The 25511-nt window shown below is 72.7% G+C and carries 26 protein-coding genes and 1 pseudogene; 12 read left to right on the forward strand and 15 right to left on the reverse strand.

Annotated elements, in window-relative coordinates; translation table 11 throughout:
• Positions 1-750: 750 nt before the first annotated feature.
• From pgl to tkt, 6 genes are read right to left on the reverse strand one after another with little or no spacing between them, the layout of a single operon-like run.
• Positions 751-1539 (reverse strand): 6-phosphogluconolactonase, encoded by a 789-nt coding sequence (gene pgl / locus C1701_RS20585; RefSeq protein WP_030105943.1) that lies wholly within the window; start codon positions 1537-1539, stop codon positions 751-753.
• Positions 1536-2837: a glucose-6-phosphate dehydrogenase assembly protein OpcA gene (gene opcA / locus C1701_RS20590; RefSeq protein WP_026420100.1), complete on the reverse strand. Its 1302-nt coding sequence runs from the start codon at positions 2835-2837 to the stop codon at positions 1536-1538. The genes pgl and opcA overlap by 4 nt, the downstream gene beginning before the upstream one ends.
• Positions 2834-4366, reverse strand: coding sequence for a glucose-6-phosphate dehydrogenase (zwf, locus tag C1701_RS20595; RefSeq protein WP_026420101.1), 1533 nt, complete (start codon positions 4364-4366; stop codon positions 2834-2836). The genes opcA and zwf overlap by 4 nt, the downstream gene beginning before the upstream one ends.
• Positions 4363-6009, reverse strand: coding sequence for a glucose-6-phosphate isomerase (locus C1701_RS20600; RefSeq protein ID WP_103056458.1), 1647 nt, complete (start codon positions 6007-6009; stop codon positions 4363-4365). The genes zwf and C1701_RS20600 overlap by 4 nt, the downstream gene beginning before the upstream one ends.
• Positions 6006-7136 (reverse strand): transaldolase, encoded by a 1131-nt coding sequence (gene tal / locus C1701_RS20605; RefSeq protein ID WP_030105946.1) that lies wholly within the window; start codon positions 7134-7136, stop codon positions 6006-6008. Before tal ends, C1701_RS20600 begins: the two co-directional genes overlap by 4 nt.
• Positions 7133-9232: a transketolase gene (tkt, locus tag C1701_RS20610; RefSeq protein WP_081715634.1), complete on the reverse strand. Its 2100-nt coding sequence runs from the start codon at positions 9230-9232 to the stop codon at positions 7133-7135. The genes tal and tkt overlap by 4 nt, the downstream gene beginning before the upstream one ends.
• Before the next feature lie 358 nt (positions 9233-9590).
• Here tkt and C1701_RS20615 point away from each other — a divergent pair, with 358 nt between their 5' ends.
• Entirely contained in the window at positions 9591-10523 is a 933-nt protein-coding gene (locus C1701_RS20615; RefSeq protein WP_051314236.1) for a heme o synthase, read from the forward strand.
• A gap of 225 nt (positions 10524-10748) precedes the next feature.
• On the opposite strand, the pseudogene C1701_RS28210 reads toward C1701_RS20615, so the two are convergent.
• Positions 10749-10862: pseudogene (locus C1701_RS28210) on the reverse strand (hypothetical protein); the annotation flags it as partial.
• 313 nt (positions 10863-11175) lie between these two features.
• Here C1701_RS28210 and C1701_RS20625 point away from each other — a divergent pair.
• From C1701_RS20625 to dhbC, 4 genes are all read left to right on the forward strand, one after another.
• Entirely contained in the window at positions 11176-11679 is a 504-nt protein-coding gene (locus C1701_RS20625; RefSeq protein ID WP_030105950.1) for a hypothetical protein, read from the forward strand.
• A gap of 228 nt (positions 11680-11907) precedes the next feature.
• Positions 11908-12471, forward strand: a complete 564-nt coding sequence (locus C1701_RS20630) for a GNAT family N-acetyltransferase (RefSeq protein ID WP_051314237.1) — start codon at positions 11908-11910, stop codon at positions 12469-12471.
• A 66-nt stretch (positions 12472-12537) separates the two neighbouring features.
• Positions 12538-13296 (forward strand): 4'-phosphopantetheinyl transferase family protein, encoded by a 759-nt coding sequence (locus tag C1701_RS20635; RefSeq protein ID WP_051314238.1) that lies wholly within the window; start codon positions 12538-12540, stop codon positions 13294-13296.
• 612 nt (positions 13297-13908) lie between these two features.
• On the forward strand, positions 13909-15123 hold the full coding sequence (gene dhbC, locus C1701_RS20640) for an isochorismate synthase DhbC (protein ID WP_035292761.1): 1215 nt from the start codon (positions 13909-13911) through the stop codon (positions 15121-15123).
• A 34-nt stretch (positions 15124-15157) separates the two neighbouring features.
• Here dhbC and C1701_RS20645 read toward each other — a convergent pair whose 3' ends face one another.
• The 6 genes from C1701_RS20645 to rpmB form a co-directional block, all read right to left on the reverse strand.
• Positions 15158-16402 carry a styrene monooxygenase/indole monooxygenase family protein gene (locus tag C1701_RS20645; protein WP_337661849.1) on the reverse strand — a complete coding sequence of 415 codons (1245 nt, stop codon included), beginning with the start codon at positions 16400-16402 and terminating at the stop codon, positions 15158-15160.
• A gap of 177 nt (positions 16403-16579) precedes the next feature.
• On the reverse strand, positions 16580-17059 hold the full coding sequence (locus C1701_RS20650) for a roadblock/LC7 domain-containing protein (protein WP_372493002.1): 480 nt from the start codon (positions 17057-17059) through the stop codon (positions 16580-16582).
• Between the two features lie 572 nt (positions 17060-17631).
• Positions 17632-17820, reverse strand: a complete 189-nt coding sequence (gene rpsR / locus C1701_RS20655) for a 30S ribosomal protein S18 (RefSeq protein WP_103057125.1) — start codon at positions 17818-17820, stop codon at positions 17632-17634.
• A gap of 63 nt (positions 17821-17883) precedes the next feature.
• Positions 17884-18189 carry a 30S ribosomal protein S14 gene (rpsN, locus tag C1701_RS20660; protein WP_026420111.1) on the reverse strand — a complete coding sequence of 102 codons (306 nt, stop codon included), beginning with the start codon at positions 18187-18189 and terminating at the stop codon, positions 17884-17886.
• Positions 18189-18353, reverse strand: coding sequence for a 50S ribosomal protein L33 (gene rpmG / locus C1701_RS20665; protein ID WP_026420112.1), 165 nt, complete (start codon positions 18351-18353; stop codon positions 18189-18191). The genes rpsN and rpmG overlap by 1 nt, the downstream gene beginning before the upstream one ends.
• On the reverse strand, positions 18353-18589 hold the full coding sequence (gene rpmB, locus C1701_RS20670; protein WP_026420113.1) for a 50S ribosomal protein L28: 237 nt from the start codon (positions 18587-18589) through the stop codon (positions 18353-18355). The genes rpmG and rpmB overlap by 1 nt, the downstream gene beginning before the upstream one ends.
• A gap of 188 nt (positions 18590-18777) precedes the next feature.
• Here rpmB and mrf point away from each other — a divergent pair, with 188 nt between their 5' ends.
• Genes mrf through rpmF form a run of 3 tightly spaced genes read left to right on the forward strand, consistent with a single transcriptional unit; the run spans position 18778 to position 20449 of the window.
• On the forward strand, positions 18778-20016 hold the full coding sequence (gene mrf, locus C1701_RS20675) for a ribosome hibernation factor-recruiting GTPase MRF (protein ID WP_103056459.1): 1239 nt from the start codon (positions 18778-18780) through the stop codon (positions 20014-20016).
• Positions 20013-20294, forward strand: coding sequence for a type B 50S ribosomal protein L31 (locus C1701_RS20680; RefSeq protein WP_026420115.1), 282 nt, complete (start codon positions 20013-20015; stop codon positions 20292-20294). The genes mrf and C1701_RS20680 overlap by 4 nt, the downstream gene beginning before the upstream one ends.
• Positions 20294-20449, forward strand: coding sequence for a 50S ribosomal protein L32 (gene rpmF / locus C1701_RS20685; RefSeq protein WP_026420116.1), 156 nt, complete (start codon positions 20294-20296; stop codon positions 20447-20449). Before C1701_RS20680 ends, rpmF begins: the two co-directional genes overlap by 1 nt.
• Positions 20450-20540: 91 nt before the next feature.
• On the opposite strand, the gene C1701_RS20690 is transcribed toward rpmF, so the two are convergent.
• Positions 20541-20837: a hypothetical protein gene (locus tag C1701_RS20690; protein ID WP_026420117.1), complete on the reverse strand. Its 297-nt coding sequence runs from the start codon at positions 20835-20837 to the stop codon at positions 20541-20543.
• A 377-nt stretch (positions 20838-21214) separates the two neighbouring features.
• Between C1701_RS20690 and C1701_RS20695 the strand changes: the two genes are divergently transcribed.
• On the forward strand, positions 21215-21937 hold the full coding sequence (locus C1701_RS20695) for a DedA family protein (protein ID WP_051314239.1): 723 nt from the start codon (positions 21215-21217) through the stop codon (positions 21935-21937).
• A 76-nt stretch (positions 21938-22013) separates the two neighbouring features.
• Here C1701_RS20695 and C1701_RS20700 read toward each other — a convergent pair whose 3' ends face one another.
• The gene (locus tag C1701_RS20700; protein WP_051314240.1) at positions 22014-22679 is read right to left on the reverse strand and encodes a MerR family transcriptional regulator; all 666 of its coding nucleotides are present in this window, start codon (positions 22677-22679) and stop codon (positions 22014-22016) included.
• Between the two features lie 472 nt (positions 22680-23151).
• On the opposite strand from C1701_RS20700, the gene C1701_RS20705 reads away from it, so the two are divergent.
• From C1701_RS20705 to C1701_RS20715, 3 genes are all read left to right on the forward strand, one after another.
• Positions 23152-23358, forward strand: coding sequence for a heavy-metal-associated domain-containing protein (locus C1701_RS20705; RefSeq protein WP_103056460.1), 207 nt, complete (start codon positions 23152-23154; stop codon positions 23356-23358).
• 80 nt (positions 23359-23438) lie between these two features.
• Positions 23439-24968, forward strand: a complete 1530-nt coding sequence (locus C1701_RS20710; RefSeq protein ID WP_035292767.1) for an SDR family oxidoreductase — start codon at positions 23439-23441, stop codon at positions 24966-24968.
• A 9-nt stretch (positions 24969-24977) separates the two neighbouring features.
• A complete protein-coding gene (locus C1701_RS20715) occupies positions 24978-25442 on the forward strand; it encodes a PPOX class F420-dependent oxidoreductase (RefSeq protein ID WP_026420119.1) in 465 nt (154 codons plus the stop codon).
• Positions 25443-25511 lie beyond the last annotated feature (69 nt).

The raw sequence follows: 25511 nt of genomic DNA on the forward strand, positions 1-25511 counted from the left end.
CCAGCATCGCAGCCTGGCGGCCCTCGCACCCGGCGAAGCGACCCAGCCTCGCCCGCCACCCGGCTCGCACCACGGTGGAGCCGGGCGGCGCGGGTGCCCCGAGGGCCGCGCTGGACCACCCCCGACGCGGGGGCGGCCAAGGCCCGCCCGGTGGGTTCGGTGACGCGGCGCGGCGCGCCGCCGGGCGGTGCCGGCGAGCGTGGCCCTGTTCGCCGGCGAGCTCGTGATCCCCTGCCGGGAGCCATCGCGAGCCGACGTCCGCCGGTGTGGCCACGGGCGGTGGTGAAGGGAACGACGACCCCGTGAACCGCGTCGGGCAGGACCAGACGCGGAGGAGTTGGGGGACGGCGCCGGCGCCGGAGTCATCCGACCGGGGCGCGGCGAGACCCTCCCCACGGCGGTCACGGTTCCGAGAACACCCTGTCGAGACGATCCCCGCCCGGGGGAGGGCGCCGAGCCGAGGTCCGTCCGAGCCGGTGCGAGTGTGGAGCCGGGCAACCCTCCACCGGACTGGCACGCCGAGGGCTCCTCGACCGGACTGGACGGCGTCCGGGGCCCGGCCAGCCGCGCCGGTGCGCCCCGAACGGCTCCACCCCACCGGCCTCCCACCAGTCCGCCGAAGGTACTCGGCGCGTCCCACCCACGAGATGGCCGCGACGGCCGGACCCGGGCGGTCAGCTCAGGGGGCCGACATGGTTCGGGGCCCGCCCCAGCCTGGGACGGGCCCCGAAGGGTGCGAACGGACCGCGCTCAGGGCGCGTCCGCCGGAACCCGGGCCGCCGCGCTCTCGTCCAGCAACCAGCGGGTGGCGACCCGGCCGGTCGCGCCCGCCGCCGGGACCAGCACCGGATCGACTCCACGCAGCGCGGCCCCGACCGGCTCCGCCTTCGCGGCCCCCGTCGTCAACAGCCACACCTCGGCCGACTCCCGGATGGCCGGCAGGGTCAGCGAGATCCTGGTCGGCGGCGGCTTCGGGCAGTCCCGGACCGCGACCACGGTTCGCTCCGGCTCCCGCACGGCGGGGGTCTCGGGGAACAGCGAGGCGGTGTGCCCCTCCTCCCCGACCCCCAACAGGCAGACGTCGAAGCGCGGCACCCCGGCCGTCCCGCCCTGCTCGACCGACCGTTGGGCGAGCAGCCGGGCGTACGCGGCGGCCGCCGCCTCCGGGTCGTCCCCGAACTCACCGTCGGAGGCAGCCATCACGTGCACCCGCGCGGGGTCCACCGGGACGTGGTCGAGGAACGCCGTCCTGGCCAGTGTCTCGTTCCGCTCCGGGTCACCCGAGGGCAGGAAGCGCTCGTCGCCCCAGTAGAAGTCGACGAGTGACCAGTCCACGGCGTCCCGGGCCGGGGCGTCGCGCAACCGTTCCAGGACGGCGCCCCCGGTGCGGCCCCCGGTGAGCACCACCGACGCCGAGCCCTTCGCGGCCTGGGCGTCCACCAACGCGGTGAGCAGCCGTGCCGCGACGGCGGGAGCGAGCAGGTCAGGAGTGCGGTGCACCACCACCCGGGGGGTGGTGTTCCCGTCGGTCGAACTCATCCGCTCTCCGTCCCTTCCGTGGTCGGCGGGGTGTCCTCACCTCGGGATAACGAGGACTCCCCCCGGGAGGACCTGCCCACGCTCCCCCGACGGGCGGGCTTGGGGGCAGCCGAACGCCGTGCCCCGGTCCGTTTCGCCGCGCCCGTGGCCGAACCGGTGGTCCTGCGGGTGCCGCGCTTGGCGGTGCCGCCGCGACCGCTCGTGCCCTCCGAGGCCGTCGGTTCCGACCCGGGGGACTTCGCCGCGCCACCCTTCCGGCCGCCGGCCCCGCCGGCCCCGTCGGAGTCGCCGGCCCGCGAGGTGGACCCCGCCGACGTGGCCGTCCGGCGCCCGGCCGACCGCGCCGCCGGGCTGGACTTCGCCGTGGTCACCGAGCCCCTGGCGGCCACGACCTTCGACAGGGCCTCCAGGGTGTCCTCGTACACCTCGTCGGGGTCCAGCCGGCGCAGCTCCTCGATGAGGCAGTCCCGCACCGACCTGCGCGGCAGCGCGATCGTCCGGTCGGGCTGCCCCGGCTGGGTCAAGGTCGCCAGCTGGCCATCCGGCCGGACGAGCTCGATCAGCCCTGACCGGCGCTCCAACACCACCGACACGATGCCCTGCCCGCTGGAGGTGCGGACCCGGCGCACCGGGATGTCCAGGCAGGACGCGAGCCAGCCGGCGAGCAGCTGGGTGGAGGGGGAGTCGGCGGTGCCCGTCACCGTCGCCCGGGTCACGGGCTCGTGCGGCGGCAGGTCGAGGGCGGCGGCCAGGTAGGCGCGCCAGGAGGTCAACCGGGTCCACGCCAGGTCGGTGTCCCCGCCCCGGTAGGAGGCCCGCCGCTGTTCCAGTGAGCGGACGGGGTTGCGCTCCGACTTGGCGTCGGTGATGCGCCGGTGGGCGAGCTTGCCGATCGGGTCCTCGGCCGGCACCTTCGGTGCCTCCAGGGGCCACCACGCCACCACGGGCGCGTCGGGCAGCAACAGGGGCACCAGGCAGCTGGCGCCCTCGTCGGCCAACGGCCCGTACATGCGGAGCACGACGACCTCACTGGCCCCGGCGTCGCCACCGACGCGGATCTGCGCGTCGAGGCGGGCGGCCGCCTTGCGGGCCCCCCTGGCGAGCACGATGACCCGGCAGGGGTGTTCCCGGCTGGCGTCGTTGGCGGCCTCGATGGCCTGTTCGGCCTGGCTGCCGTCGTCGGTGATGATCGCCAGCGTGAGGACCCGGCCGAGCGCGACCGCGCCACCGGTCTCCCGGATCTCCACCAGCTTCTTGTTGACCTGGGAGGTCGTGGTCGAGGGCAGGTCGATGATCACGGGCGCCTCCAGTGACGTCCGGTGCGGGCCATCATCCGGTCGGCCGACTCCGGTCCCCAGCTTCCGGCCCGGTAGGGCTCGGGACTGCCTTCCTTCTCCCAGTACCGCAGGACGGGGTCGAGGATCCGCCAGGACAGCTCGACCTCCTCGTTGACCGGGAACAGCGACGGTTCGCCGAGCAGCACGTCCAGCAGCAGCCGCTCGTAGGCCTCCGGCGAGTCCTCGGTGAAGGCGTGGCCGTAACCGAAGTCCATCGTGACGTCGCGGATCTGCATCGAGGTGCCCGGCACCTTCGACCCGAACCGCATCGTCACCCCCTCGTCCGGCTGCACCCGGATGACCAGCGCGTTCTCCCCGAGCTCGTCGGTGGACGTCGAGTCGAACGGCAGGTGCGGGGCGCGTTTGAACACGATCGCGATCTCGGTGACCCGCCGCCCCAGCCGCTTCCCGGTGCGCAGGTAGAACGGCACCCCGGCCCAGCGGCGGGTGTTGACCTGCATCGTCATCGCCGCGTAGGTCTCGGTGGTGGAGTCCTTGGCGAAACCGCCCTCCTCCAACAGCCCCGGAACGAGCTGGCCCCCCTGCCACCCGCCGGTGTACTGGCCGCGGGCGGTGGTCTCCGAGAACGGTTCCCACGGTTTGGTGGCGGCGAGCACCTTGATCTTCTCGGTGCGCAGCGCCCGGGGGTGGAAGGAGACCGGCTCCTCCATCGCGGTCAACGCGAGCAGCTGGAGCAGGTGGTTCTGGATGACGTCCCGCGCCGCGCCGATGCCGTCGTAGTAGCCGGCCCGACCGCCCAGGCCGATGTCCTCGGCCATGGTGATCTGCACGTGGTCCACGTAGTGCGCGTTCCACAGCGGTTCGAACAGCTGGTTGGCGAAGCGCAGCGCCAGGATGTTCTGCACCGTCTCCTTGCCGAGGTAGTGGTCGATGCGGAACACCGACTCCTCGGGGAAGACCTCGTTGACGATCTTGTTCAGTTCCTGGGCGCTCTCCAGGTCGTGCCCGAACGGCTTCTCGATCACGACCCGACGCCACTGCTCGGGGTTCTGCGCGGAGAGACCCGAGCGGGCCAGCTGCCGGCACACCGTCGGGAAGGCGCTGGGCGGCACCGACAGGTAGAAGGCGTGGTTGCCCCCGGTTCCCCGCACCCGGTCGAGGTCGGCGACCGTCGTGACGAGGTCGTCGAAGGCCTGGTCGTCGTCGAAGCTCCCCGAGACGAACCGCAGCCCCTCGGAGAGCTGCCGCCAGACGTCCTCCCGGAACGGGGTGCGGGAGTGCTCCCGCACCGCCTCGTACACCACCTTGCTGAAGTCCTGGTCCGCCCAGTCCCGTCGGGCGAACCCGGTGAGGGCGAAACCCGGGGGCAGCAGCTTGCGGTTGGCCAGGTCGTAGATGGCGGGCATCAGCTTCTTGCGGGAGAGGTCACCGGTGACCCCGAAGATGACCAGCCCGCTGGGGCCGGCGATCCTCGGCAGGCGCTTGTCCCGGTCGTCCCGCAGCGGATTGCGCCAGTGTCTGCTGGTCACGGGGTCGTCTCCTGGATCGCTGCGACGAGTTGGGCCAGGCCGGCCGCGCGGTCGGTCAGGTGCACCCGGAGCACGGGCCTGCCGTGGTCGGCCAGCACCTGGCCGTCCCCGAGCGCCTGCGCCAGCTGGAGGGTGCCGAGGGTGTACGGCCGGCCGGGAACGTCGAGGTCCTGCTCGTTGTCCCCGGTGAGCTGGAGGAACACCCCGTTCTGGTGGCCGCCCTTGTGGTACTGGCCGGTGGAGTGCAGGAACCGGGGTCCCCACCCGAACGTCGTCTGCGCGCCGGACCGGCGGGCCAGCTCCGGCCGCAGGACCGACGCCGAGGCGTCCTGCTCCCGGTCGAGGTAGGCCTGCACGGCCAGGTAACCCGACGGGGGCGTCTCGTCCAGCAGCGACCGCACCACCGCCGCCAGCGACCCCGTGTCGGTGGGCTGCCACCGCCCGGGGGCGTACACCTCGACCGCTCCGGCCCGGAGCAACGGCTCCGGGCCGGAGGCCGCCCGCTCCGGGGCGTCGAGCAGCGCCCGAGCCGCCTTCTTCGCCGCCTCCACGTCCGGCTGGTCGAAGGGGTTGATCCCCAGCAGCCGGCCGACGAAGGCGGTGGCGAACTCCCACAACAACAGGGAGCCGCCCAGCGTGCCGGACACCGTGAGCGCCGCGGTCTCCACCGGGTTACCCAGCACGACGGTGGTGGCGTCGTCACCGGCGTCGACGAAACCCGGCGCGGAGGTGTTCTCCACCGCCACCGGGAGCAGTCCCGTGCCCTCCTTGCCCGTCGACTCGGCGATGAGCTGCTCCGCCCAGTCGGCGAAGCCGGGGAACCCGGAGTCGTTGTCGGCGAAGACGACCTTCTCGGCGCCCTCCGAGTGCGCGACCCCCAACGCCGCGGCCAGCCGCAGCGCCGGGTTGTCGGGGGAGTCGGCTCCGAGCGCGGGCGCCGCCGCGGCGGCCTCGGCCAGCAGGGAGGCGATGTCCGCTCCGGCCAGGCCCGCCGGGACCAGCCCGAACGCGGTCAGCGCCGAGTAGCGTCCTCCCACGTTCGGGTCGGCGAGGAACACCCGCCGGTAGCCGTTCTCCCTGGCCGTCGACTCCAGCGGGGATCCGGGGTCGGTGACCACCACGATGCGGCTGGCCGGGTCGATGTCGTTCGCCCGGAACGCGGCCTCGAAGATCCGCCGGTGGCTGTCGGTCTCCACCGTCGACCCCGACTTGGAGGACACCACCAGGACCGTCCTGGACAGGTCACCGGACAGTGCCTCGGCGACCTGGGCCGGATCGGTGGTGTCCAACACCACCAGCGGCACCCCGGCGGCGGCGGTGATGACCTCGGGGGCGAGGGAGGAACCGCCCATCCCGGCCAGCACCACCCGGTCGACGCCCTCGGCGTGGAACTCGCCCCGGACCGCCTCGATCTCCCCGACCAGGGGACGGGAGCCGCGGTGCAGCCCCGTCCAGGCCAGCCTGATCGACGCCTCCGGTTCGGCCTCCGGACCCCACAGCGTCGCGTCCTGGTCGGCGAGACGGGACGCCACCCGCTCGCCGACCAGCCGTTCCGCGACCGCGGCGGCCTCGGCCGCCGCGGTCGCCTCGGTGAACTCGACCGTCACTCCCGGCCCGTCACCGGATGCCGTCGCTCCCGTCATGCGCTCCCCCCGGACTCGGTGGCTGCCCTCAGCTGTTCGGTGACACTGTCCAGCAGTTCGGTCCAGGATTTCTCGAACTTGTCGACACCCTCGGTCTCCAGCACGACGTAGACGTCGTCCACGTCCACCCCGACCTCGGAGAGCCGCTCGAAGACGCGCTTGGCCTCCTCACCGGTGCCCCGGACCCTGTCGCCCTCCACCCTGCCGTGGTCGGCGACGGCCAGCAGGGTCTTCTCCGGCATCGTGTTGACCACGTTGGCGGTGACGAGCTCGTCGACGTACAGGGTGTCCGAGTAGTCGGGGTTCTTGACCCCGGTCGACGCCCAGAGCGGGCGCTGCGGCCGCGCGCCGGCCTCGGCGAGCGCCTTCCACCGTGGTGAGGAGAACACCTCCTCGAAGGCGGCGTAGGCGAGCCGGGCGTTGGCCACGGCGGCCTTGCCACGCAGGGCGGAGGCCTCCCCGGTGCCCAGGGCCTCCAACCGCTTGTCCACCTCGCTGTCGACCCGGGACACGAAGAACGAGGCCACCGACTCGATGGTGGCCAGCTCGTGGCCGGCCCGCTTCGCCTGCTCAAGCCCGGTGAGGAAGGCCTCCATCACGTCCCGGTAGCGCTCCACGGAGAAGATCAGCGTCACGTTCACGCTGATCCCCTCGGACAGAGCCCTGGTGATGGCGGGCAGGCCCTCCAGGGTGGCCGGGATCTTGACGAACAGGTTCGGCCGGTCGACGGTCTTCCACAGCTCCCTGGCCTCCGCGGCGGTGGCCTCGGTGTCGTGGGCGAGTCGGGGGTCCACCTCGATCGAGACCCGACCGTCCACGGTCCCGGTGGCCTCGTAGGTCTCCCGGAACACGTCGCAGGCGTTGCGGACGTCGGTGGTGGTGATCTCCCTGACGGCCTGCTCCACACTGGCGCCCCGCGCCGCCAGCTCCCGGACCTGCGGGTCGTAGGAGCTGCTGTCGGCGAGGGCACCCGCGAAGATCGTCGGGTTCGTGGTGACGCCGACCAGGCTGTAGTCGCGGATGTAGTCGGCGAGCTGGCCGGAGCTGATGCGGTCCCTGGACAGGTCGTCCAACCACACCGACACGCCGGCCTCGGACAGTGCCGCGAGGCGCTCGTTGCTGCTCACTTGGTTCCCTCCACTCGCGCGATGCTGGTCCGGGCGGCGTCCACGACGGCCTCCGGGGTGAAACCGAACTCCCGGAAGAGGGTCTGGTAGTCGGCGGACGCGCCGAAGTGTTCGATGGAGACGATCTGGCCGGCGTCGCCGACGAAGCGGTGCCAGGGCTGCGCGATACCGGCCTCCACGGCGACCCGGGCCCGGACCGACGGCGGCAGGACCTGGTCGCGGTAGCTCTGGTCCTGGGCGTCGAACCACTCGACGCACGGCATGGACACCACCCGGGTTCCCACGCCCTCGGCTTCCAGGGCCTGCCGTGCCTCCAGGGCCAGGGTGACCTCGGAACCGGTCGCGATGAGGACGACCTCCGGGTTCCCGTCGCCGGCGTCGGCGAGCACGTAACCACCCCGGGCCACGCCCTCGGCGGAGGTGCCCTCGTGCACGGGCAGGTTCTGCCGGGTCAGCGCCAGCCCGACGGGGCCCTCGTCCCACTCCAGCGTGGCCCGCCACGCCGCGGCGGTCTCGTTGGCGTCGGCGGGGCGCACCACGGACAACCCGGGGATCGCCCGCAGCGAGGCGAGCTGCTCGATGGGCTGGTGGGTGGGGCCGTCCTCACCGAGCCCGATCGAGTCGTGGGTCCACACGAAGGTGGACCGGGCCCTCATCAGCGCGGCGAGCCGGACCGCCGGCCGCTGGTAGTCGCTGAAGATGAGGAACGTGCCGCCATAGGGCCTGGTCGGCCCGTGCAGCGCGATGCCGTTGAGGATCGAGGCCATCGCGTGCTCGCGGACACCGAAGTGCAACGTGCGGCCGTAGGGCTGGGCGTTGAACTCGCGGGTGGAGATGCTGGTGGGACCGAAGGAGTCCACCCCGCTCATGGTGGTGTTGTTGCTCTCGGCGAGGTCGGCTGAGCCGCCCCACACCTCCGGGAGCACGTCGGCGAGGGCGTTGAGCACCTCACCCGAGGCCTTCCTGGTGGCCAGTCCCTTGGCGTCCGGCTCCCAGGTGGGGAGCTTGTCCGTCCAGCCGTCGGGGAGCCTGCCGGCGGTCAGCCGGTCGAACAGCTCCGCGCGGTCGGGGTTGGCCTTGGCCCAGGCGTCGAAGGACTTCCGCCACTCGGCGTGGGCGGCGGCACCCCGCTCCACCGCGAGTCGGCCGTGGGCGAGCACCTCGTCCTCGACCTGGAAGTTCTTCGCCGGGTCGAAGCCGAGGATCTCCTTGGTCCTGGCGACCTCCTCCTCGCCCAGCGCCGCGCCGTGGGCTTTCCCGGTGTTGCGCTTGGTCGGCGCGGGGTGACCGATGACGGTGCGCAGGACGATCAGCGTCGGCCGCTCCGTCTCCGCCTTCGCCTCGGCCAGCGCCGCCTCGATCGCCACCACGTCCTCACCGCCGTCGACCCGCAGGACGTGCCAGCCGTAGGCCTCGTAGCGCTTGGCCGTGTCCTCGGACAACGCGATGTTCGTGTCGTCCTCGATCGAGATCTCGTTGGCGTCGTAGATCACCGTCAGGTTGCCCAGCTGCTGGTGACCGGCCAGCGAGGAGGCCTCGGCGGTCACGCCCTCCTCGATGTCGCCGTCGGAGGCGATCACGTAGATGTGGTGGTCGAACGGGCTCTCACCGAGCGGGGTGTCCGGGTCGAACAGGCCGCGCTCCCGGCGGGCGGCCATCGCCATCCCGACCGCGGAGGCCAGCCCCTGCCCGAGCGGGCCCGTGGTGATCTCCACCCCGGGGGAGTGCTTGTACTCCGGGTGACCGGGGGTCCTGGAACCCCACTGGCGCAGCTGCCGGATGTCCTCCAGTTCCAGGCCGTACCCGGCCAGGAACAGCTGGAGGTAGAGGGTGAGGCTGCTGTGGCCGGCGGACAGGACGAAGCGGTCGCGTCCCGCCCAGTCCGCGTCACTCGGGTCGTGGCGCATGACGCGCTGGAACAGCGTGTAGGCGACGGGCGCGAGGCTCATCGCCGTGCCGGGGTGGCCGTTGCCCTTGTGCTGGACCGCGTCGGCGGCGAGCACCCGCAGGGTGTCCACGGCGCGGGTGTCCAGCGCCGTCCAGTCGGCGGGCAGGTTCGGTGTGATCAGCTGGTTGAGGTCCTCAGTGACGGACACGGACAGTGCTCCCCATTTCCTTCGGTGCGGCCTGCCGGACGGCGCTCCGTTGCACCCTCGGGCCGGACACGCTGTCGTCCCTGGTCCGGCCGCCAGCCTAATAGCGGCTTTTGATCTCGGTGATCTCGCAGCCCGTCGCGTCACGGGTGCCCGGCGGGCGCTCCACTCACACGTAGTGCGGCGGTCACCCTCGTCGCGGCATCCGCTACCGGCTGTCACCGGAACGCTCCAGTCTACGCCCCACCTGCTGGTCCGGTTCCGTAGCGCGGCTACCATTCCGGTGGCCCTGCTGTCCAGGGGTCTGACCCGAACTGACGAGGAGTCCCATGTCGCCGGGGAGCGCCGCACGGAGCGCGTCATGAGCACCGTTGCCACTCCTGTCGCACCCCGATCCCGATCGCTGCGTCAGGTCCTACGCGCCTATCTGTCCCTGATCAAGCCGCGGGTGGTCGAGCAGCTGCTCATCACCACGATCCCGGCGATGCTGCTCGCCCAACGGGGGGTGCCGTCGCTCTGGCTGGTCCTGTGCACCCTGGTGGGGGGCACGATGGCCGCCGGCAGCGCCAACGCGCTGAACTGCGTCATCGACGCCGACATCGACTCCGTGATGAAGCGGACCAGCAAACGTCCGCTCGTGCGGGACCAGATCTCCCGGACGCACGCGCTGGTGTTCGCCGTGTCCCTCGGCGTGGCCTCGTTCGTCGTGCTCTGGACGACCACCAACCTGCTCGCGGCGGTCTTCGCCGTGGCCACCATCCTGTTCTACGTCCTCGTCTACACGATGGTGCTGAAGCGTCGGACGGCCCAGAACATCATCTGGGGCGGGGCCGCCGGATGCATGCCCGTGGTGATCGGCTGGTCGGCGGTGACGGGGACGATCCACTGGCCCGCCCTGGTGATGTTCGGCGTGATCTTCTTCTGGACCCCGCCGCACACGTGGGCGCTGGCGATGAAGTACCGCGAGGACTACGAGCGGGCTGGCGTCCCGATGCTGCCGGTGGTGGCGGAGGCCAGCCACGTCTCCCGGCAGATCGTCATCTTCAGCTGGGTGATGGTGCTCTGGTCGCTGCTGCTGGTGCCCGCCGCCAGCTGGATCTACCTGCTGCTCGCCGTCCTGGGCGGTGGCTGGTTCCTGGTCGGCGCCCACCGACTGCACTCCGGTGTGCTCCGGGGGGAGGAGGTGCGGCCGATGCGGCTGTTCCACCTGTCCAACAGCTACCTGATGGCGGTGTTCGTGGGCCTGGCCGTCGACTCCGTCATCGGCTGGCCGGTCTTCGGCTGGCCGTTCTGACCGAGGCTCGTCGACCTGACCGGTGGCCCGCCGGCGCCGCCTCCGCCCGGGCGGCGCCGGTCGGGTCGCGTCGCCAGTGCCGGTTCGGGGCCCCGAGCACCCCACAGGCCTCCTGGCGGAGGCGCACCACCTCGGTGCGCACCTGGGCACGCGCCGGTGGTGACGTCCGAAGTCCAGCCCGGTGTCGTCGAGTGCCACCAGCACGGCCCGGGTGGCGTCCGGTGCGCCGCCCAGCGCCCGGCGGATCACCAACGAGTCCTCCGCGTGGTCCTCGTTCCTGTGCCGCACCACCGCCGCGACCACGTCGGCGGTGAAGGGGGTGTCCGCCGGTGTCGTCATCGTGTCCTCCGTGTCGTGCCTACCGGGGCGGGTCGGTGGTGGGCGGGTCGGCAGACCCGACCCGCCCGGCAGCCCAGCCCCGCCACGGCCCGGTGTGACGGGTTCACCGATCGACACCTACCGTGTTCGGCGGATGGCTCGTTGGGCAGAATGGTGCAACGCGACATCGGGCGAGCGGCGGCCCACACGGGCGACGCGGTGTCAGCGGCCCGGCGTTGACGCTCCCCGGTGGGAGGACCCGGCCGCCCGGTGGGTGTGACACCGTCCGCGAGTCACCACGGCCACGTCTCCGCCACGCTCACAAGGAGAAGAGTTGCGCAACTCGTCACGGCACATCACCGGCGCGGTGCTCGGCGTCCTGCTGACACCGGCGATCGGCTGGGGGCTCGGGTGGGCCTCGGGCGAACTGGTGCGGGCGTTCCGGGTCTTCGACGTCGGCGTCGACCTGCTGCTGCCCAGCCTCGTCATCGTCGCGATCGGCCTCGCGATCGCGGTGCTCACGAGCGAGCGGGTCTCACCGGTCGCCGCTCTCGTCCCCGGCGTCGCGTTCCTCGCGGCCGGGCTCCTGTTCATGGTCAGCACCGGCACGGCGACCCGCGTCATGGGGTGGCTGGGTTCGGTGTCACCGGCGTTGATCTCACTGGCGTCCTTCGGGTTGCTGTTGCTGTTGGGCACGGTCCTCGTCGCCTCGGCGCTCATGCCGGGGCGGTGGCGTGAGCCCGGCACGACCGGCCCCGCGGTGGGCGACGGCATCGGCGGCCACCCCGGGGCACCCTTCCCCCGCCCGGAGGACCGCTCGCCCTGGGGGACGACCTGAAGGCCGGCCGACGGCGGGCCGGCGGGCGCGGGCGGACCGCTCCCCACCGGGGATGACGGCGCGGCGCGCGCGGTCCACAGCACCAGGACCGTCGAAACGGGTGGACGGGGGACGCCGAGCTGACGATGATCGGACGGGTCCCGGGCGGTGCCCGCCGTGGCACCGACATGCTTGCCGGAGCCGGCGTCGACCGCGACGCGGTGGCAGCCCGCCGACGAAGGAGAGCCCATGAGCGTCGAGGAGCCGCACTGGTTCCACCGCTGGGAGGGGGAACTGGCGCCGCTCGACCACCTGCGGATCGCGGAGCTGCTGTCAGCCGCCTTCGCCAGCACCTCCCACCACTTCCGCGACGCCCGGAGCTGGGCCGGTGCCCGGCCCGAGCTGCGCCTGGGCGCACGGGTGGGGGAGGCGGTGGTGGCGCACGCGGCCGTGCTGCGCCGGTTCGTGCGCGTGGGGGAGACCGACCAGCTCGTGGCTGAGGTCGGCCTGGTGGCCGTCCACCCCGACGCCCAGGGGAACGGTCTGGGCGCCCAGCTGTTGGCGAGGGTGGAGGACCGCCTGCGCCTCCTGGGGGTGCCCTTCGGCCTGCTCAACACCGACCGGACGACGGCCACCTTCTACGCCCGTTCCGGCTGGTCGGTGTTGACCGGGGTCGCGAGCAGGTGGGCCGACCCGGACTACCCGTGGCGGCACGCGGACCTCCGCGACCCGCTGCTGGTGCTGCCCGTCGCCGCCCCGCTGACCCGGTGGCCGGGTGGGGACGTCGTGGACCGCAACGGCGGCGTGCTCTGAGCGGACGACAGCACGACCCGAGTCCCGTGCCCGCGTGGCCGGGCCAACCGAACAGGAGGTGGGCGGGTGGGCGCACCCGAGATCGCACCGCTGGACAGCGGTGAGTGCCAGGTGTGGTGGGCGGCCAGGGACGCGGCGGACCCCGGGCTGATCTCCCTGCTCGACGACGCCGAACGCACCCGGCACGACCGCTTCCGCCGCGAGGAGGACCGGCAACGTCACCTCGTCGCCCGAGCGCTCTCCCGGATCGTGCTGGGAGCGCACCTCGGCCTGGACCCCCGCGATGTCCGGTTCCGCTACGAGTGCGCGCACTGCGGTGAGGAGGCGCACGGCAAGCCCGTGCTGACCCCGGACAGCGGGCTGCGGTTCTCGTTGTCCCACTCGGGCGAGTCCGTCGTGCTGGCGGTGTGCCGGGGCGGTGAGGTCGGCGTCGACGTGGAGGAGGTGCGGGAGAACCTCGACGTCGACCGGCTGGGCGACACCGTGCTGTGCGAGGAGGAGCAGCGCACGGTGGCCGCGCTTCCCGCCGAGCGGCGGCAGGACGCGTTCTTCACCTACTGGACCCGCAAGGAGGCGGTGCTCAAGGCGGTGGGCCTCGGGCTGGCGTTGCCGATGCGGTCCGTGCTGCTCTCCGGCCCCGACGAGGCGCCCGCGATGGTGGACTGGCGCTCGGAGCGGCCGCCTCCCGAGGCGCTGCGGCTCTACGAGCTCGCTGCCCCGGCCGGCCACCTGGCCAGCCTCGCCGTGCTGGACGCCCGCCCGCTGCGGATCCGGGAGCTGCCCGGCGACCCGCTGTTGGCGGGCGCGCCGGAACCACTGCGCTGACCCCACCCAGCGGCGCGACCGCCGGCCGCCTCCTCAGGGCGGCCGGCGGCCGGGCGGGACACGGTGTGCCGAGCGCCACAACCGGAGGCCCCGATCCGGACGAGCTCCGCCGGGAGGCGCCCTGACCTGGCACAACGCCCCAGTCCACTCGGAGTGGACCCGCCGGTCCGGCACGCGCGTCCCCGATCACGGCGGCGCGCCCGACGTCACCGAGGGTGACTGATGGCGTCGAGTCGCCTACGTTCTCGCACGGAACGAGGACGAGGCGGATGAGTCATGGACGGGGCCGGGCGGCGGTGGTCCCCAACCGTCGGGCTCGCGCCCGCTGCCCTGCCCGTCCACATCGTCCCTGGTCGGCGTGCTGTGCAGTGGGTGGTTCCTGGCGGCGCCGCCGGTCGGCGGCGGTGGTGGACGTCACCGGGTCGGTACGCCGCCGGGGCCGGCGGTGGCCGGCACGCGGTCACGATGATGGGGTGGCCGCGTCGGGCGGAGACCGCGTGCACGCTCGCGAAGTGGGAGCAATAACGTGACCAGTGGACACGACGCGTCCCCGGAATGGGGAAGCGCAGGGCACACGAGTGGGGCAAGGACCCGGCGGACTCGGGGGCGGCAATGGTGATGGCGGACCACGCGACAACCGATCAGGGCAGTGAACCTGACCTGCTCGGGGAGTACCGAGAGGGTTCCTCGTTCTTTCTCACCGCACCCAGGCACAGCATGCTCGCCAGTGGGGCGGGCGACGTCCTGCCGGTGGAGAGCACCGCGGCCACTCCGGCCGCGTTGGCCGGTGAGGTCGACGACGCGCTCGGTCGGTGGGGCGGTACCCAACGGGTCACCGCGGGCGGCCCGGCGGTCGTGGTCGGCGCCGTCCCGTTCTCCCCCACCAGCCCCCCGCACCTGGTGCTCCCCGCCCAGGTCCGGTGGAGCGGACCGGCGCGCTCGGGCTGGCGCTCGGTACCGCCGGTGTCCTCCCACGGCTGGAGCGTCCGGCCGGATCCTCCCGCCGACCGGTACCTGGCGGGCGTCAGCAAGGCCCTGGAGGCCTTCGACGCCGGTGAGTTGGAGAAGGTCGTCCTCGCGAGGACCTTGCGGTTGACAGCCGGGGAACCGGTCGCCGTCGCCCGGCTGCTCGCGCACCTGGCCCACCGTGACCCCACCGGGTACACCTTCGCCGTCGACCTCCCACCCGAGGGGAGCCGGACGCGCACCCTGCTCGGCACCAGCCCGGAGCTGCTGGTCCGGCGGTCCGGGACCCGGGTGCTGTCCAACCCGTTGGCCGGGTCAGCCGCCCGCAGCCCGGACCCGGTCGAGGACCGGCGCCGGGCCGCCGCCCTGTTGGCCTCGGAGAAGGACCGGCACGAGCACGCGCTCGTCGTGGACGCGGTGGCGGAGCGCCTCCGCCCCCACTGCCGCGAGCTGGAGGTGCCGTCCGAACCCTCGCTCGTGACCACGGCGACGATGTGGCACCTCTCCACCCGGGTGGCGGGTGTCCTGGACGATCCCGCTCCCTCCGCGCTGGAACTCGCTGCGGCCCTCCACCCCACGCCAGCCGTCTGCGGCACGCCGACGGAGACCGCCAGGAGGGCGATCGAGGACATCGAGCCGTTCGACCGGGGGTTCTACACCGGGACACTGGGGTGGTGCGACGCCAACGGCGACGGCGAGTGGGTGGTCGCGATCCGCTGCGCCGAGGTCGCGGGCGAGTCGATCCGGCTCTATGCCGGCGGCGGCATCGTCCCGGGATCTGACCCGCACGGCGAACTCGCGGAGAGCTCGGCGAAGTTCCGCACCCTGCTGCTGGCGATGGGGCTGGACCAGGAGCTCTGACGCGCCCCGCCGGGGGCGGCCGCACTCGAGGAGCTCACGCCCGGCCGGCCGCGACCTCCGCCAGGTAGCCACGGGCCAGGTCCTCGTGGAAGAGCCACTCGTCGAAGCTCGACGCGTCGTTGATGCCCAGCGCGAAGCGGTCCGCGATGCGCGGGTACGCCCCGATGGCGCCGAACACCTCCATCAGGTGCGCTGGCGGCGGTTGGCGGAGCATCATGTTCGTCAGCGTGGTCGCGTGGCGCGCGTAGTCCCAGTAGGCCTCGAACGTGTCGCGCATGAACTCGGCGTCGTAGGGCCGGTCGCCGTGGTCCAGGATCGCGCGCAGGTAGACCGCGGCGCACCGCGCGGCGTTGTTCGACCCCTGGCCGGAGATCGGGTCGTTGACCACCACCGCGTCGGCCATCCCCAGCACCAGGCCGCCGCCCGGCAGCCGGCCGACCGGGTGCCGGACCTCCGGGCTCACCGCGCCGGTCAGGACGCCCCTGTCGTCGGTGAGCTCGACGTCGCCGCAGCGTTCGTACTCCCACGGGAAGTGCTCCCGCATGAGCTCCAACGCCCTGTCCAGGTGCGCCTGGGGCCCCCGCACATCGGAGAAGGCGTCGAGCGGCCCACCCGGCACCGCCTCGTACAGGATGATCTCGCAGGGCCCGCTCGTGGTCAGGGACGGCATGGTGAGCATCTCGCCGGCGCCCGGCGCGATGTTGAAGCGGAGCGCGTCGACGTCCGGGTGCTCGGGTCGCCGGGTCATGCCGTGGACGTAGGTGACCGACAGGGCCCGTTGCGGAGCCGAGTACACCGACCGGGTCGGGTCCCGGTCGAAGAGCCGCACCAGGTCACCCTTGCCGGCCGCCACGATCACCAGGTCGTAGAGCCGCGCGAAACCGTCGAGGTCGGAGAGGGTCACCGAGTGGATGACGACCCTGCCGCCGGCGTTCTCGAACTCCTCCAACCAGCGGGGCATCTTCAACCGCTGGTCCACCGAGTGGGCGTGCCCGGGCAGGGAGCCGAACCAGTTGACCGCGCGGGAGCCGTCGGGCCCGGCCACGGACATCCCGAAGCCGCCCGTGTCGGGAGTCTCCTCCTCCCACAGGTGCAGCCCGTAAGCACGTTCGTGCTCCAGGGACGGGTGGAACATGAGCTGCGTCGACATGACCCGCCCGCCCTGGATCTCCTCCGCCGTGCGGGCGGACATGATCGTGACCTCGTAGTCGTGGCGCAACAGGCTCAGGCCCAGCTGTAACCCGGACTGCCCGCTGCCCACGATCAGAATCCTGCGCATCCGTTCTCCTCCTCCTGCCCGACCGGGTTGGCGCGGCCACCCTCACCGGCACCGCGCGCGAAGCGGGGTCGCCGTCGGCGTTCCCGCATTCCTCGTCCCGATGGGCGGCCAGCTCGGTGGCGGGGCCACGGTCACCTCGCACTGGCTGTCACGTCCTGGGAACGCGGCCCCGGAGAATCAGGCGACCACGGCCTCGCGGAGTTCCTTCCGCAATTGGGGAGTCAGAACGTGTCCGGCGTTCTCGACGAGGAGGGTCATCTGGTAGGCGACGACCTTCATGTCGCAGTCGGCGGTCGTGAGAACGGTGAGGCAGGAATTCTCGGCGACCGTCATGATGAGCACGAACCCGTGTTCGTTCCGGATGACGGTCTGGTCGTAGGAACCGAGGTCGAACAGTCGGGAACTGCCGTGCGCCAGGCTCACCAGGCCACTGGAGAGCGCCGCGAGCTGTTCGGCGTGTTCGTTCGGGACCCCGTCCGAACAGGTCAGGGGTAGGCCGTCCACGGACACCACCGCCGCGTGCACGACGCTCGGTGTCAGGGAGACGAAGTTGTTCACCAACCAGGCCAGTTTCTGGGCCTCGGCGCTCCTGGGACGACTCATCTTGCTGGTGGCCTGCTTCCTCGCCGCACGCGGGCGGATGTCGTCGCCGCCCACGTGGGGGAGCCGGGACGACGGGCCGGCGGACGGCGTCGACGTGGACGGTGTGAGCCCGGGGGACGGCCGGCCGGGGAAAGGGAACGGCCAGCGAACTCGTCGGCGTGCGGATATCCCGGGAACGGTGTTCTTCCCCGCGACGGGGTTATCCGGGGTGTCGAGGTGGGGCCGGTCCGTCGGCCGGAATGGGATGCCCTCGGAAGGAGGGGGGTCGGCCGGGTTCGGTGGTCCGGGCGAGTGTGCGGGAACGACTCGACCATCTCCCCAAACGCGTGACGAGTACCCTGGGCCGGCGCAGCCTAACACGATCGAGTAGCTCGGGTAAGGGTGTCACGCTCTGAACAGGAATTTTAGTGTGAACGGGGAGAACAATCCCGCATTCGAGTGATAGTGCTCACCGTCGGTGATTGATGGGATCGGTATTCCCCGTCCGCCGTCGGCCGTGCTCCACCGCCATTGGAGTGGAGCGAGACGCGGTCGGAGAGCCGCGCGGGTGGGCGACCGCGGCCCGGGTGGTCCGGAGGGCCGTGGCCCGGTGCCGGGCCGGTGCGGCACCGGCCCGGCGTCGGTGCTCAGCGGTGTGATGAGGGGTAGGGGAGCAGCGCCATCTCCCTGGCGTTCTTGATCGCGGCGGCGACCTGGCGCTGTTGCGGTGCGGTCAGGCCGGTCACCCGGCGGGAGCGGATCTTGCCCCGATCCGACAGGAACCTGCGGAGCAGGGCGACGTCCTTCCAGTCCACCCGCGTGACCCCGGCGGCCATCAGCAGGTTGCTGCGTCGGCCCACCGGGCGGTGCCGTCCTTTGTTACCTCGGGTCGCCACGGCTCACCAGCTCGACTTGCGCACGCCGGGCAGTTCACCGCGGTGGGCCATCTCGCGCAGCCTCAGCCGGGACAGGCCGAAGGCCCGGTGGAAGCCGCGGGGCCGCCCGTCCACGCTGTCCCGGTTGCGCAGCCTGGTGGCGCTGGAGTCGCGAGGCAGCCGCTGGAGGGCGAGTTGGGCGGTCTCCCTCTCCTGGTCGGTGGAGTGGGGAGACCGGATGGTCTCCTTCAGCTCCGCCCGCCGCTCCCGGTGCCGGGCGACGAGTACCCGACGCCGCTCGTTGCGCGCGATCTTGGACTTCTTGGCCATCAGCGTTCCTCCCGGAACTCCACGTGGCGACGCGCCACCGGGTCGTACTTCCTGATGCGCATCCGGTCGGGATCGTTGCGCCGGCTCTTCCTGGTCACGTAGGTGTAGCCCGTGCCAGCGGTGGACCGGAGCTTGATGATCGGACGCAGTTCGGACCTGGCCATCAGATCTTCACCCCCTGTGCTCGCAGTTCGGCGACCACCGCCTCGATGCCTCGCCGGTCGATGGTCCGCAGACCCTTGGTGGATACCCGCAAACGGACCCACCGTCGCTCGCTCGGCAGCCAGAACCTCCTGTCCTGGAGATTCGGGTTCCATCGCCGGCTGGTGCGCCGGTGCGAGTGCGACACCTGCTTGCCGAAGCCCGGGCGACGCCCGGTCACCTGGCAGACGGCTGACATTCGACACCTCCCCACTAGTGAAAATGACAATCGTTTCTTATTCTAGGCGGCAGTCGGCGCCGTGGGTCGGGGTGGGGGCGCGGCCCGGGGCATGCGCAACCTCTTATTGGTGTTGAACACCATTTTCAACTAGCCTCGCGCCGAGGCCGGGAGGTACCCGGCCCGTGCTGTCGTGAGGAGGAGTTGACGTGCCCGGCGCCCCCCGTCCGACCCTGCTTGTCCTGGCTGGCTACGCCGCCGAGGAGGTGGAGCGGCAGGCCGCCGAACTCGTCGACGGGACCACCGCCGTGGTCCACCACGACCTCGCCCTCATCACGGAGGGAGTGGTGCGACGGCGCCTCCGGGTGGGAGCCGACGACGAGACCCGCGTGCTGGAGCTCGCCCACGGCTGTGTCTCCTGCACCCTGCGCGAGGACCTGCTCCCCCTCGTCCGGCGGCTCGCGCTCGACGACACCGTCACCCGGGTCGTGCTGCACCTCGACCCGACCCTGGAACCCGAGGCGGTGTGCTGGGCCCTGCGCCACGTCGTCGTCGAGGACGGCCCCGTCCTCGACCTCGTCGACCTGCTCGGGGTCGTCGCCGTCGTCGACGAGGGCAGCTGGCTCTCCGACGCCACCGGCGACCGCGAGCTGGTCGAGGACGGCAGGGCCGGCAGCGCCGACGACGAACGCACCGTCGCCCAGGTCGTCACCGCGCAGGTCGAGTTCGCGGACCTCGTGCTGCTCACCGGGCAGGCCACCGATGCCTGGACCGCTTACCGGACCGGGGCCGTGCTCGACCGCCTGGCACCACGAGCCCGGCGGACCTCCCACCGGGCCGACCTCTGGGCCGAACTGGCCGAGCTGCCACCGACGGCCCGACGAGGTGAGGTGGACGACGCGCACGCCCCGCTGCTCCGGGGTGAACCCCCCGTGGAGCCCGACGCGGGCGTCGAACTGGTGCTCTTCTCCGCGCGGCGCCCCTTCCACCCCGAACGGCTGCACGACGCGTTGGACGTGCTGCTGGACGGGGTAGTCCGCTCACGTGGACGTGTCTGGGTCGCCACCCAACCCGACGTGGCCCTGTGGCTGGAGTCCGCCGGGGGCGGGCTCCGGGTGGGGCACGCCGGGCCCTGGCTGGCCTCGGCCGACGGGGAGGTCTGGGGGTCCGTGGAGGCGGAACGAGCCGCCATCGCCGCGGCCCGGTGGCACCACCGCTACGGCGACCGCCACCAGGAACTGGTCGTGCTCACCCACCGCGCCTCCGCGGGCGAGATCACCACCGCGTTGCGGGAGGCGCTGCTCACCGAGGACGAACTCGCCCTGGGCCCGGCCGGCTGGCGGCGGTTCGACGACCCCTTCGGCAGCTGGCACACCGAGCCCTGCGAGGACGGCGCCCCGGAGCGGGACGCCGGCGTCGAGACGACGAAAGGACTGGACGAACAGTGAAGAAGGACATCCATCCCGACTACCACCCGGTCGTGTTCCAGGATTCCTCGACGGGGGAGTCGTTCCTGACCAGGTCCACCATCACCTCGGAACGACGCGTCGAGTGGAGTGACGGCAACACCTATCCGCTGGTGGTGGTGGACGTCAGCTCGTCCTCGCACCCGTTCTGGACCGGGACGCAGCGGTTGGTCGACACGGCGGGCCGGGTGGAGAAGTTCCGCCGCCGGTACGGAGAACGGGCGCCGGGAGGCCGGCGCGGGAACGAAGGAGGCCGTTGATGGCAGTACCCAAACGCAGGATGTCCCGCAGCAACACCCGCACCAGGCGTGCGCGGTGGAAGGCCACGGCGCCGGATCTGGTGCCGGTGGTGATCCGGGGCGAGCGCCGGCTCGTGCCCAGGAACCTCCTGCGCCACGTGCACCGCGAGGTCTGACGCTGGCCGTGGACCGGCCCGCCTGACCGGTCGGGGCGGACGGGCGACCAGACCCGGCGCACGCGCGGGTCTGGTCGTGGGCCGCGCGCCGTCAGTGGTCGTCGTAGTGGTCGCCGTGTTCGGCGTGCCGGTGGCCGTCGTGGACGTAGTCCACGTGGTCGCCGTGGGGCACGGCGACGTGGCCGCAGTCCACCCCGTGCCGGTGCGGGTGACCCTCGTGCGCTTGGTGGGACGTCGGCTCGCACTCGTCGTAGTGGTCCTCGTGGGGCCGGTGGAGGTGGCCGTCGTGGACGTAGTCGACGTGGTCCTGGTGTGGCAACGCCACGTGCCCGCAGCCCTCACCGTGCCGGTGCGGGTGTTGGGTGTGCTCGCTGTGCGCGGTGGTCATTCCGACTCCTCCTGACACCTTTCGCCGTCGTGACGAGGCTAGGCAGCCCAGGTCCCGCCCGCAGGGGGAGAAGGGCGCGCCGGGTGGGGAGCCGCCCCGTGGAGTGGACCTCCCGTGGAGCCCTCGGCGTCCTCGGGGTCGTGCTGGAGCCGGTGCGTGCCTGGACCGGGTGAACCCGCACCCGTCGTCGGGCGTTGTCCACCCCACCCCGCGTCGCCCGAGCGGGGCGCGGCGGTGCAGGATGGCGGTCCGGATCGGACACCCATCGCGACCGCCTCCTGGGGCCGGCCCGACCGGAGGACCCGAGGAGGACGACACATGCGGTACCCGCGGCGGTTCGTGGCCCGGTCCGCTCCCCGGCCGGGCGGGCGGTCGGGATGAATCCGGCCGACCTGCTGCTCGACCTGCGGGCCCCCTTCGTGCTGCTCCTCGCGGGTGCCGTGCTCGTGTTGGAGTCCGGCGTCCTGATCGGGCTGTTCCTGCCCGGCGCGTCCACGGTGCTGGTCCTCGGTCTTGTCGCCGACCTCGGGGTCATCCCCCTGCCCGCCGCCCTGGCGCTCGCGTTCGCCGCGACCGCGCTGGGCGCCCAGTTGGGGTACCAGCTGGGCCGCCGTCGAGGGCTCGGCGTCGCGGGTGGCGTGGCGCGTCGCGGGTTGGCCCGCGCGGGCGTGGGCGGGGCGCGGGAGCGCCTGACGCGGCTCCTCGACCGGGGCGGTGCCCCCACGATCATCGGCGCGCACTGCGTGGCGCTGGCGCGCACGCTCGCGCCGCGCCTGGCCGGGACCTCGGGAGTGGCGTGGCGGCGGTTCTCGGGTGCGAACCTCGTCGGCTGCGCGCTCTGGTCCTGGACTCTCGTGCTGGTCGGGCACTCCGCGGGTGCGGCGTTCGACCAGGTGCGCGCCGCCGTCGGTCTGCTGGGAGCCCCCCTGCTGGTGGTGGGCGCGCTGGTCGTCGCCGTGGTCCTCCTGCTGCGGCGGCGGGCGCGCCGGATGGGCGGAGCCGGAGGAGCGGGCGAGTGGGTGGAGCTCGTCGAGGGACCGGGCGCGCCGGCTCCTCGGAGCGGCGCCCCGGGCCCGTCGCCGTTGTCGGGGCCCGACTGACGGCGAGCGGAGGCGGAAGCGGTCCGCGTGGGCACGGGGCGTTCCGTCCGTCGTGGCGGCGGGCGCCGGTTCGCCGTCAGCCCGTCTCCGAGGCGGGCTCCCGAGCAGCGCGGGCGCTCTCGGCGCCGAAGCGTCCGACCGAGACGTGTTCCTGCGCCAGCCGGCGCAGGGTCGAGCTGATGACGTCCCCCAGCACCATGTTCAGCACCGCCTCCTCCAGGACGCTGCTGGCGTCGCTTTCGGCCGGCACCGTGCGCATCTCCGCCGCGGCGAGGTGCTCGGCGGCCGCCGCGTACTCGTCGAGCAGTCCCAGGAGGTTCGCCTGGCCCAGCTGCCGGAGCTGGACGACCAGTCCGACGAGTTGTTGCCGGGCCGGGTGGTTCTCCCTGATCCGCCACCCCCGGCGGTGGAACAGGGCGTCGGCCTCGGCGCTGGCCTCCCGCCACAGCCCGGTCTCCCGGTGGTCCCGGTGATCGCGAGCGGTGGCCCTCCCGGTCACGTCCCGGGGCGGGGTGGACCGCCTGGAGTCGAGGTCGGCGACCAGGTCGCGCACGGTGGCCATCGGGAGACCCCCGACGTCCACCAGTGCCCGGACCAGGTTGAGGCGCCGGACGTGCGCCGGGCCGTACCGGGGCGCGACCCCGGTGGCCTCCCTTCCCGGTGGGAGTATGCGTTCACGCAGGTAGTACTTGATCGTGGGCACCGGTACACCGGTGCGGCGGCTGAGTTCCGCGATCCGCACTGTTCCTCCTGAGGTCGACACGGCGAGTGCTGCCGCCGGATTAACCCGGAGTGACAGTTTAGGCGCAGAACGTGTCGGCTTACGCCATCCATCCGAAGTATGCTTCGTCCCGTTTCTGCCAAAACGTGGTGAGTGTCCGACTCATGCCGCCCGAACGGGTGCCGCCCGGTCGCGAGTAGTGCGAAGCGGACCAGCCGGGCTCGGGCGTCGAGTCATCCCGTCTCGACCTCCGCTTCGTCCATGACCACGGCGGGTGCGGCAGGCCCTCCCCTCGGCCGGGCCCCGGGATCCGGCGCCCCGGGGTGCTCGGGAGGCCCCCGGTCGGTCGAGCGGCGCGTCGTTGTCCGGAACCGGACGGGACACCCGGGGCTCACCTGTTCGTGGGGCATACCCGTGGGGGGTATCCTTGGTCGCGTTCCCCGGTCGCCGAGCGGGCGGTCGGGGGAGGGGACAACCGCGTGGGAGGGTGACGATGGCGAGTACGACCTACACCGTGGAAGGCATGACCTGCCAGCACTGCGTGCGGTCCGTCGAGGAGGAGGTGGGGGAGATCGAGGCGGTGACCGGGGTGACCGTCGACCTCGCCACCGGCCGGTTGGTGGTCGACAGCAGCGCGGAGATCGCGCCGGACCTCGTCCGAGCGGCGGTGGTCGAGGCCGGCTACACGCTCGCGAACTGACCCACGTCCCACGGGACGGCTTCGCGGGGACGCGCCGCCTCCGAGGTGCGGTTCCGCCGGCCCGGTAGGACCATCGACCGGTGCGCATCCTGGTCACCGGAGCAACCGGGTACATCGGAGGTCGGCTGGTCCCCTTGCTGCTCGAGCGGGGCCACCAGGTCCGCTGCCTGGCCCGGGACCCGAGGAAGTTGCGGGACGTCCCGTGGGCCCACCGGGTGGAAATCGCCAGGGGGGACGTGCTCGACCAGGAGAGCCTCCGGTCGGCGATGGACGGGCGCGACCTGCTCTACTACCTCGTCCACTCCCTGAGCGGCCCGGAGTTCGCCACCACGGACCGGCGGGCAGCGCTGCTCACCGCCGAGGCGGCCCGCGCGGCCGGGGTGCGGCGGGTCGTCTACCTGGGCGGGCTCCGCCCTCCCGACGCGCGCACCTCCGAGCACCTGGCGTCGCGGACCGAGGTCGGGGAAATCTTCCTGCACTCCGGGGTGCCCACGGCGGTGCTCCAGGCCGCCGTCATCCTCGGGTCCGGCTCGGTCAGCTTCGAGATGCTCCGCTACCTCACCGAACGCCTACCGGTGATGGTCGCCCCCAGGTGGGTCCGCAACCGCATCCAACCCATCGCCATCCGCGACGTCCTGCACTACCTGGTCGGCGCCGCCGACCTGCCAGCGGAGGTCAACCGCACCTTCGACCTCGGGGGACCGGACGTCCTGACCTACCAGCGGATGATGATCCGCTACGCGGAGGTCGCGGGACTCCCGGCCCGGCACGTCATCCCCGTTCCCGTCCTCACCCCCAGGTTGTCCTCCTACTGGATCAACCTCGTGACGCCGGTTCCCAGGCGCATCGCCGGGCCACTCATCGACTCCCTCGCCTACGAGGTCGTGCGCACCGAGGACGACATCAGCCAGTACGTCCCGGACCCGCCGGGCGGCCTCCAGGACTACGAACAGGCCATCCGGCTCGCGATGGCCAGGATCAGGGACGCCGAGGTGGAGACGCGGTGGGCGAACGCCTCGGTACCCGGTGCCCCGTCGGAGCCCTTGCCCACCGACCCCAGCTGGTCGGGCGGCTCGCGGTACCAGGACGTGCGGGAACGACGGGTGCCCGTACCCCCCGCCGAGGTCTGGCGGGTCGTCGAGAGCATCGGCGGCGAGAACGGCTGGTACTCGTTCCCCCTCGCCTGGTCGGTGCGCGGCTGGCTCGACCGCCTGCTGGGCGGCGTCGGACTGCGCCGTGGCCGCCGGGACCCGCGCCGCCTCCACGTCGGGGACGCCCTGGACTGGTGGCGGGTGGAGGAGGTCGAGCTGGGGGCGCTGCTGCGGTTGCGCGCCGAGATGAAGATGCCGGGGAGGGCCTGGCTGGAGATGGCGGTACGGCCGGAGGACGGGGGGAGCGTCTACCGGCAGCGCGCCGTGTTCCTCCCCCGGGGGCTCGCCGGCCAGCTCTACTGGTGGGCGGTCTGGCCCTTCCACGACCTCGTCTTCGGGGGCATGGCGCGCAACATCGCCCGCGCGGCCGAACGTGACGCCAGGGCGCGGGTGGGAGCCAGGCACGAACCGCCGGCGTCGACCTCGTGGCCGGCCGGCTCGACGCACCCCACCGACTAGCCTGGACGGATGGCTCCCAAGATCGCGACCAACCAGACCGTCGACCGCGTCGGCCTGCTGGACTTCCTCCGCGACCGCCACCGCGCCGTGCTCATCACCCGGCGCTCCGACGGCGGTCCCCAGGCCTCGCCGGTCACCGCGGGTGTCGACCAGGAGGGCCGGATCGTGGTGTCCACCTACCCGGAGCGGGCCAAGGCGCGCAACGCACGCCGCGCGCCGGAGGTCAGCGTGCTGTTCCTCTCCGAGGACTTCGACGGGCCCTGGGTCCAGGTGGACGGCACCGCCGAGGTGGTGGACCTGCCAGACTCGGTCGAACCGCTCGTCGACTACTACCGCGCCATCGCCGGCGAACACCCCGACTGGGACGAGTACCGGGAGGCGATGCGCCGACAGGGCAAGTCGTTGGTCAGGATCACCCCGACCCGCTGGGGACCGGTCGCCACCGGTGGCTTCCCCGCCCGGCTGGCCGACTGACCGAGGTCGACCACGCCGGGGCGTGGACGTCGGGGCCCGGACGCGGTGGCCGGACCCCGACGGTCACGG

The organism is Actinoalloteichus sp. AHMU CJ021 (assembly GCF_002895405.1).
Lineage (GTDB): Bacteria > Actinomycetota > Actinomycetes > Mycobacteriales > Pseudonocardiaceae > Actinoalloteichus_B > Actinoalloteichus_B caeruleus.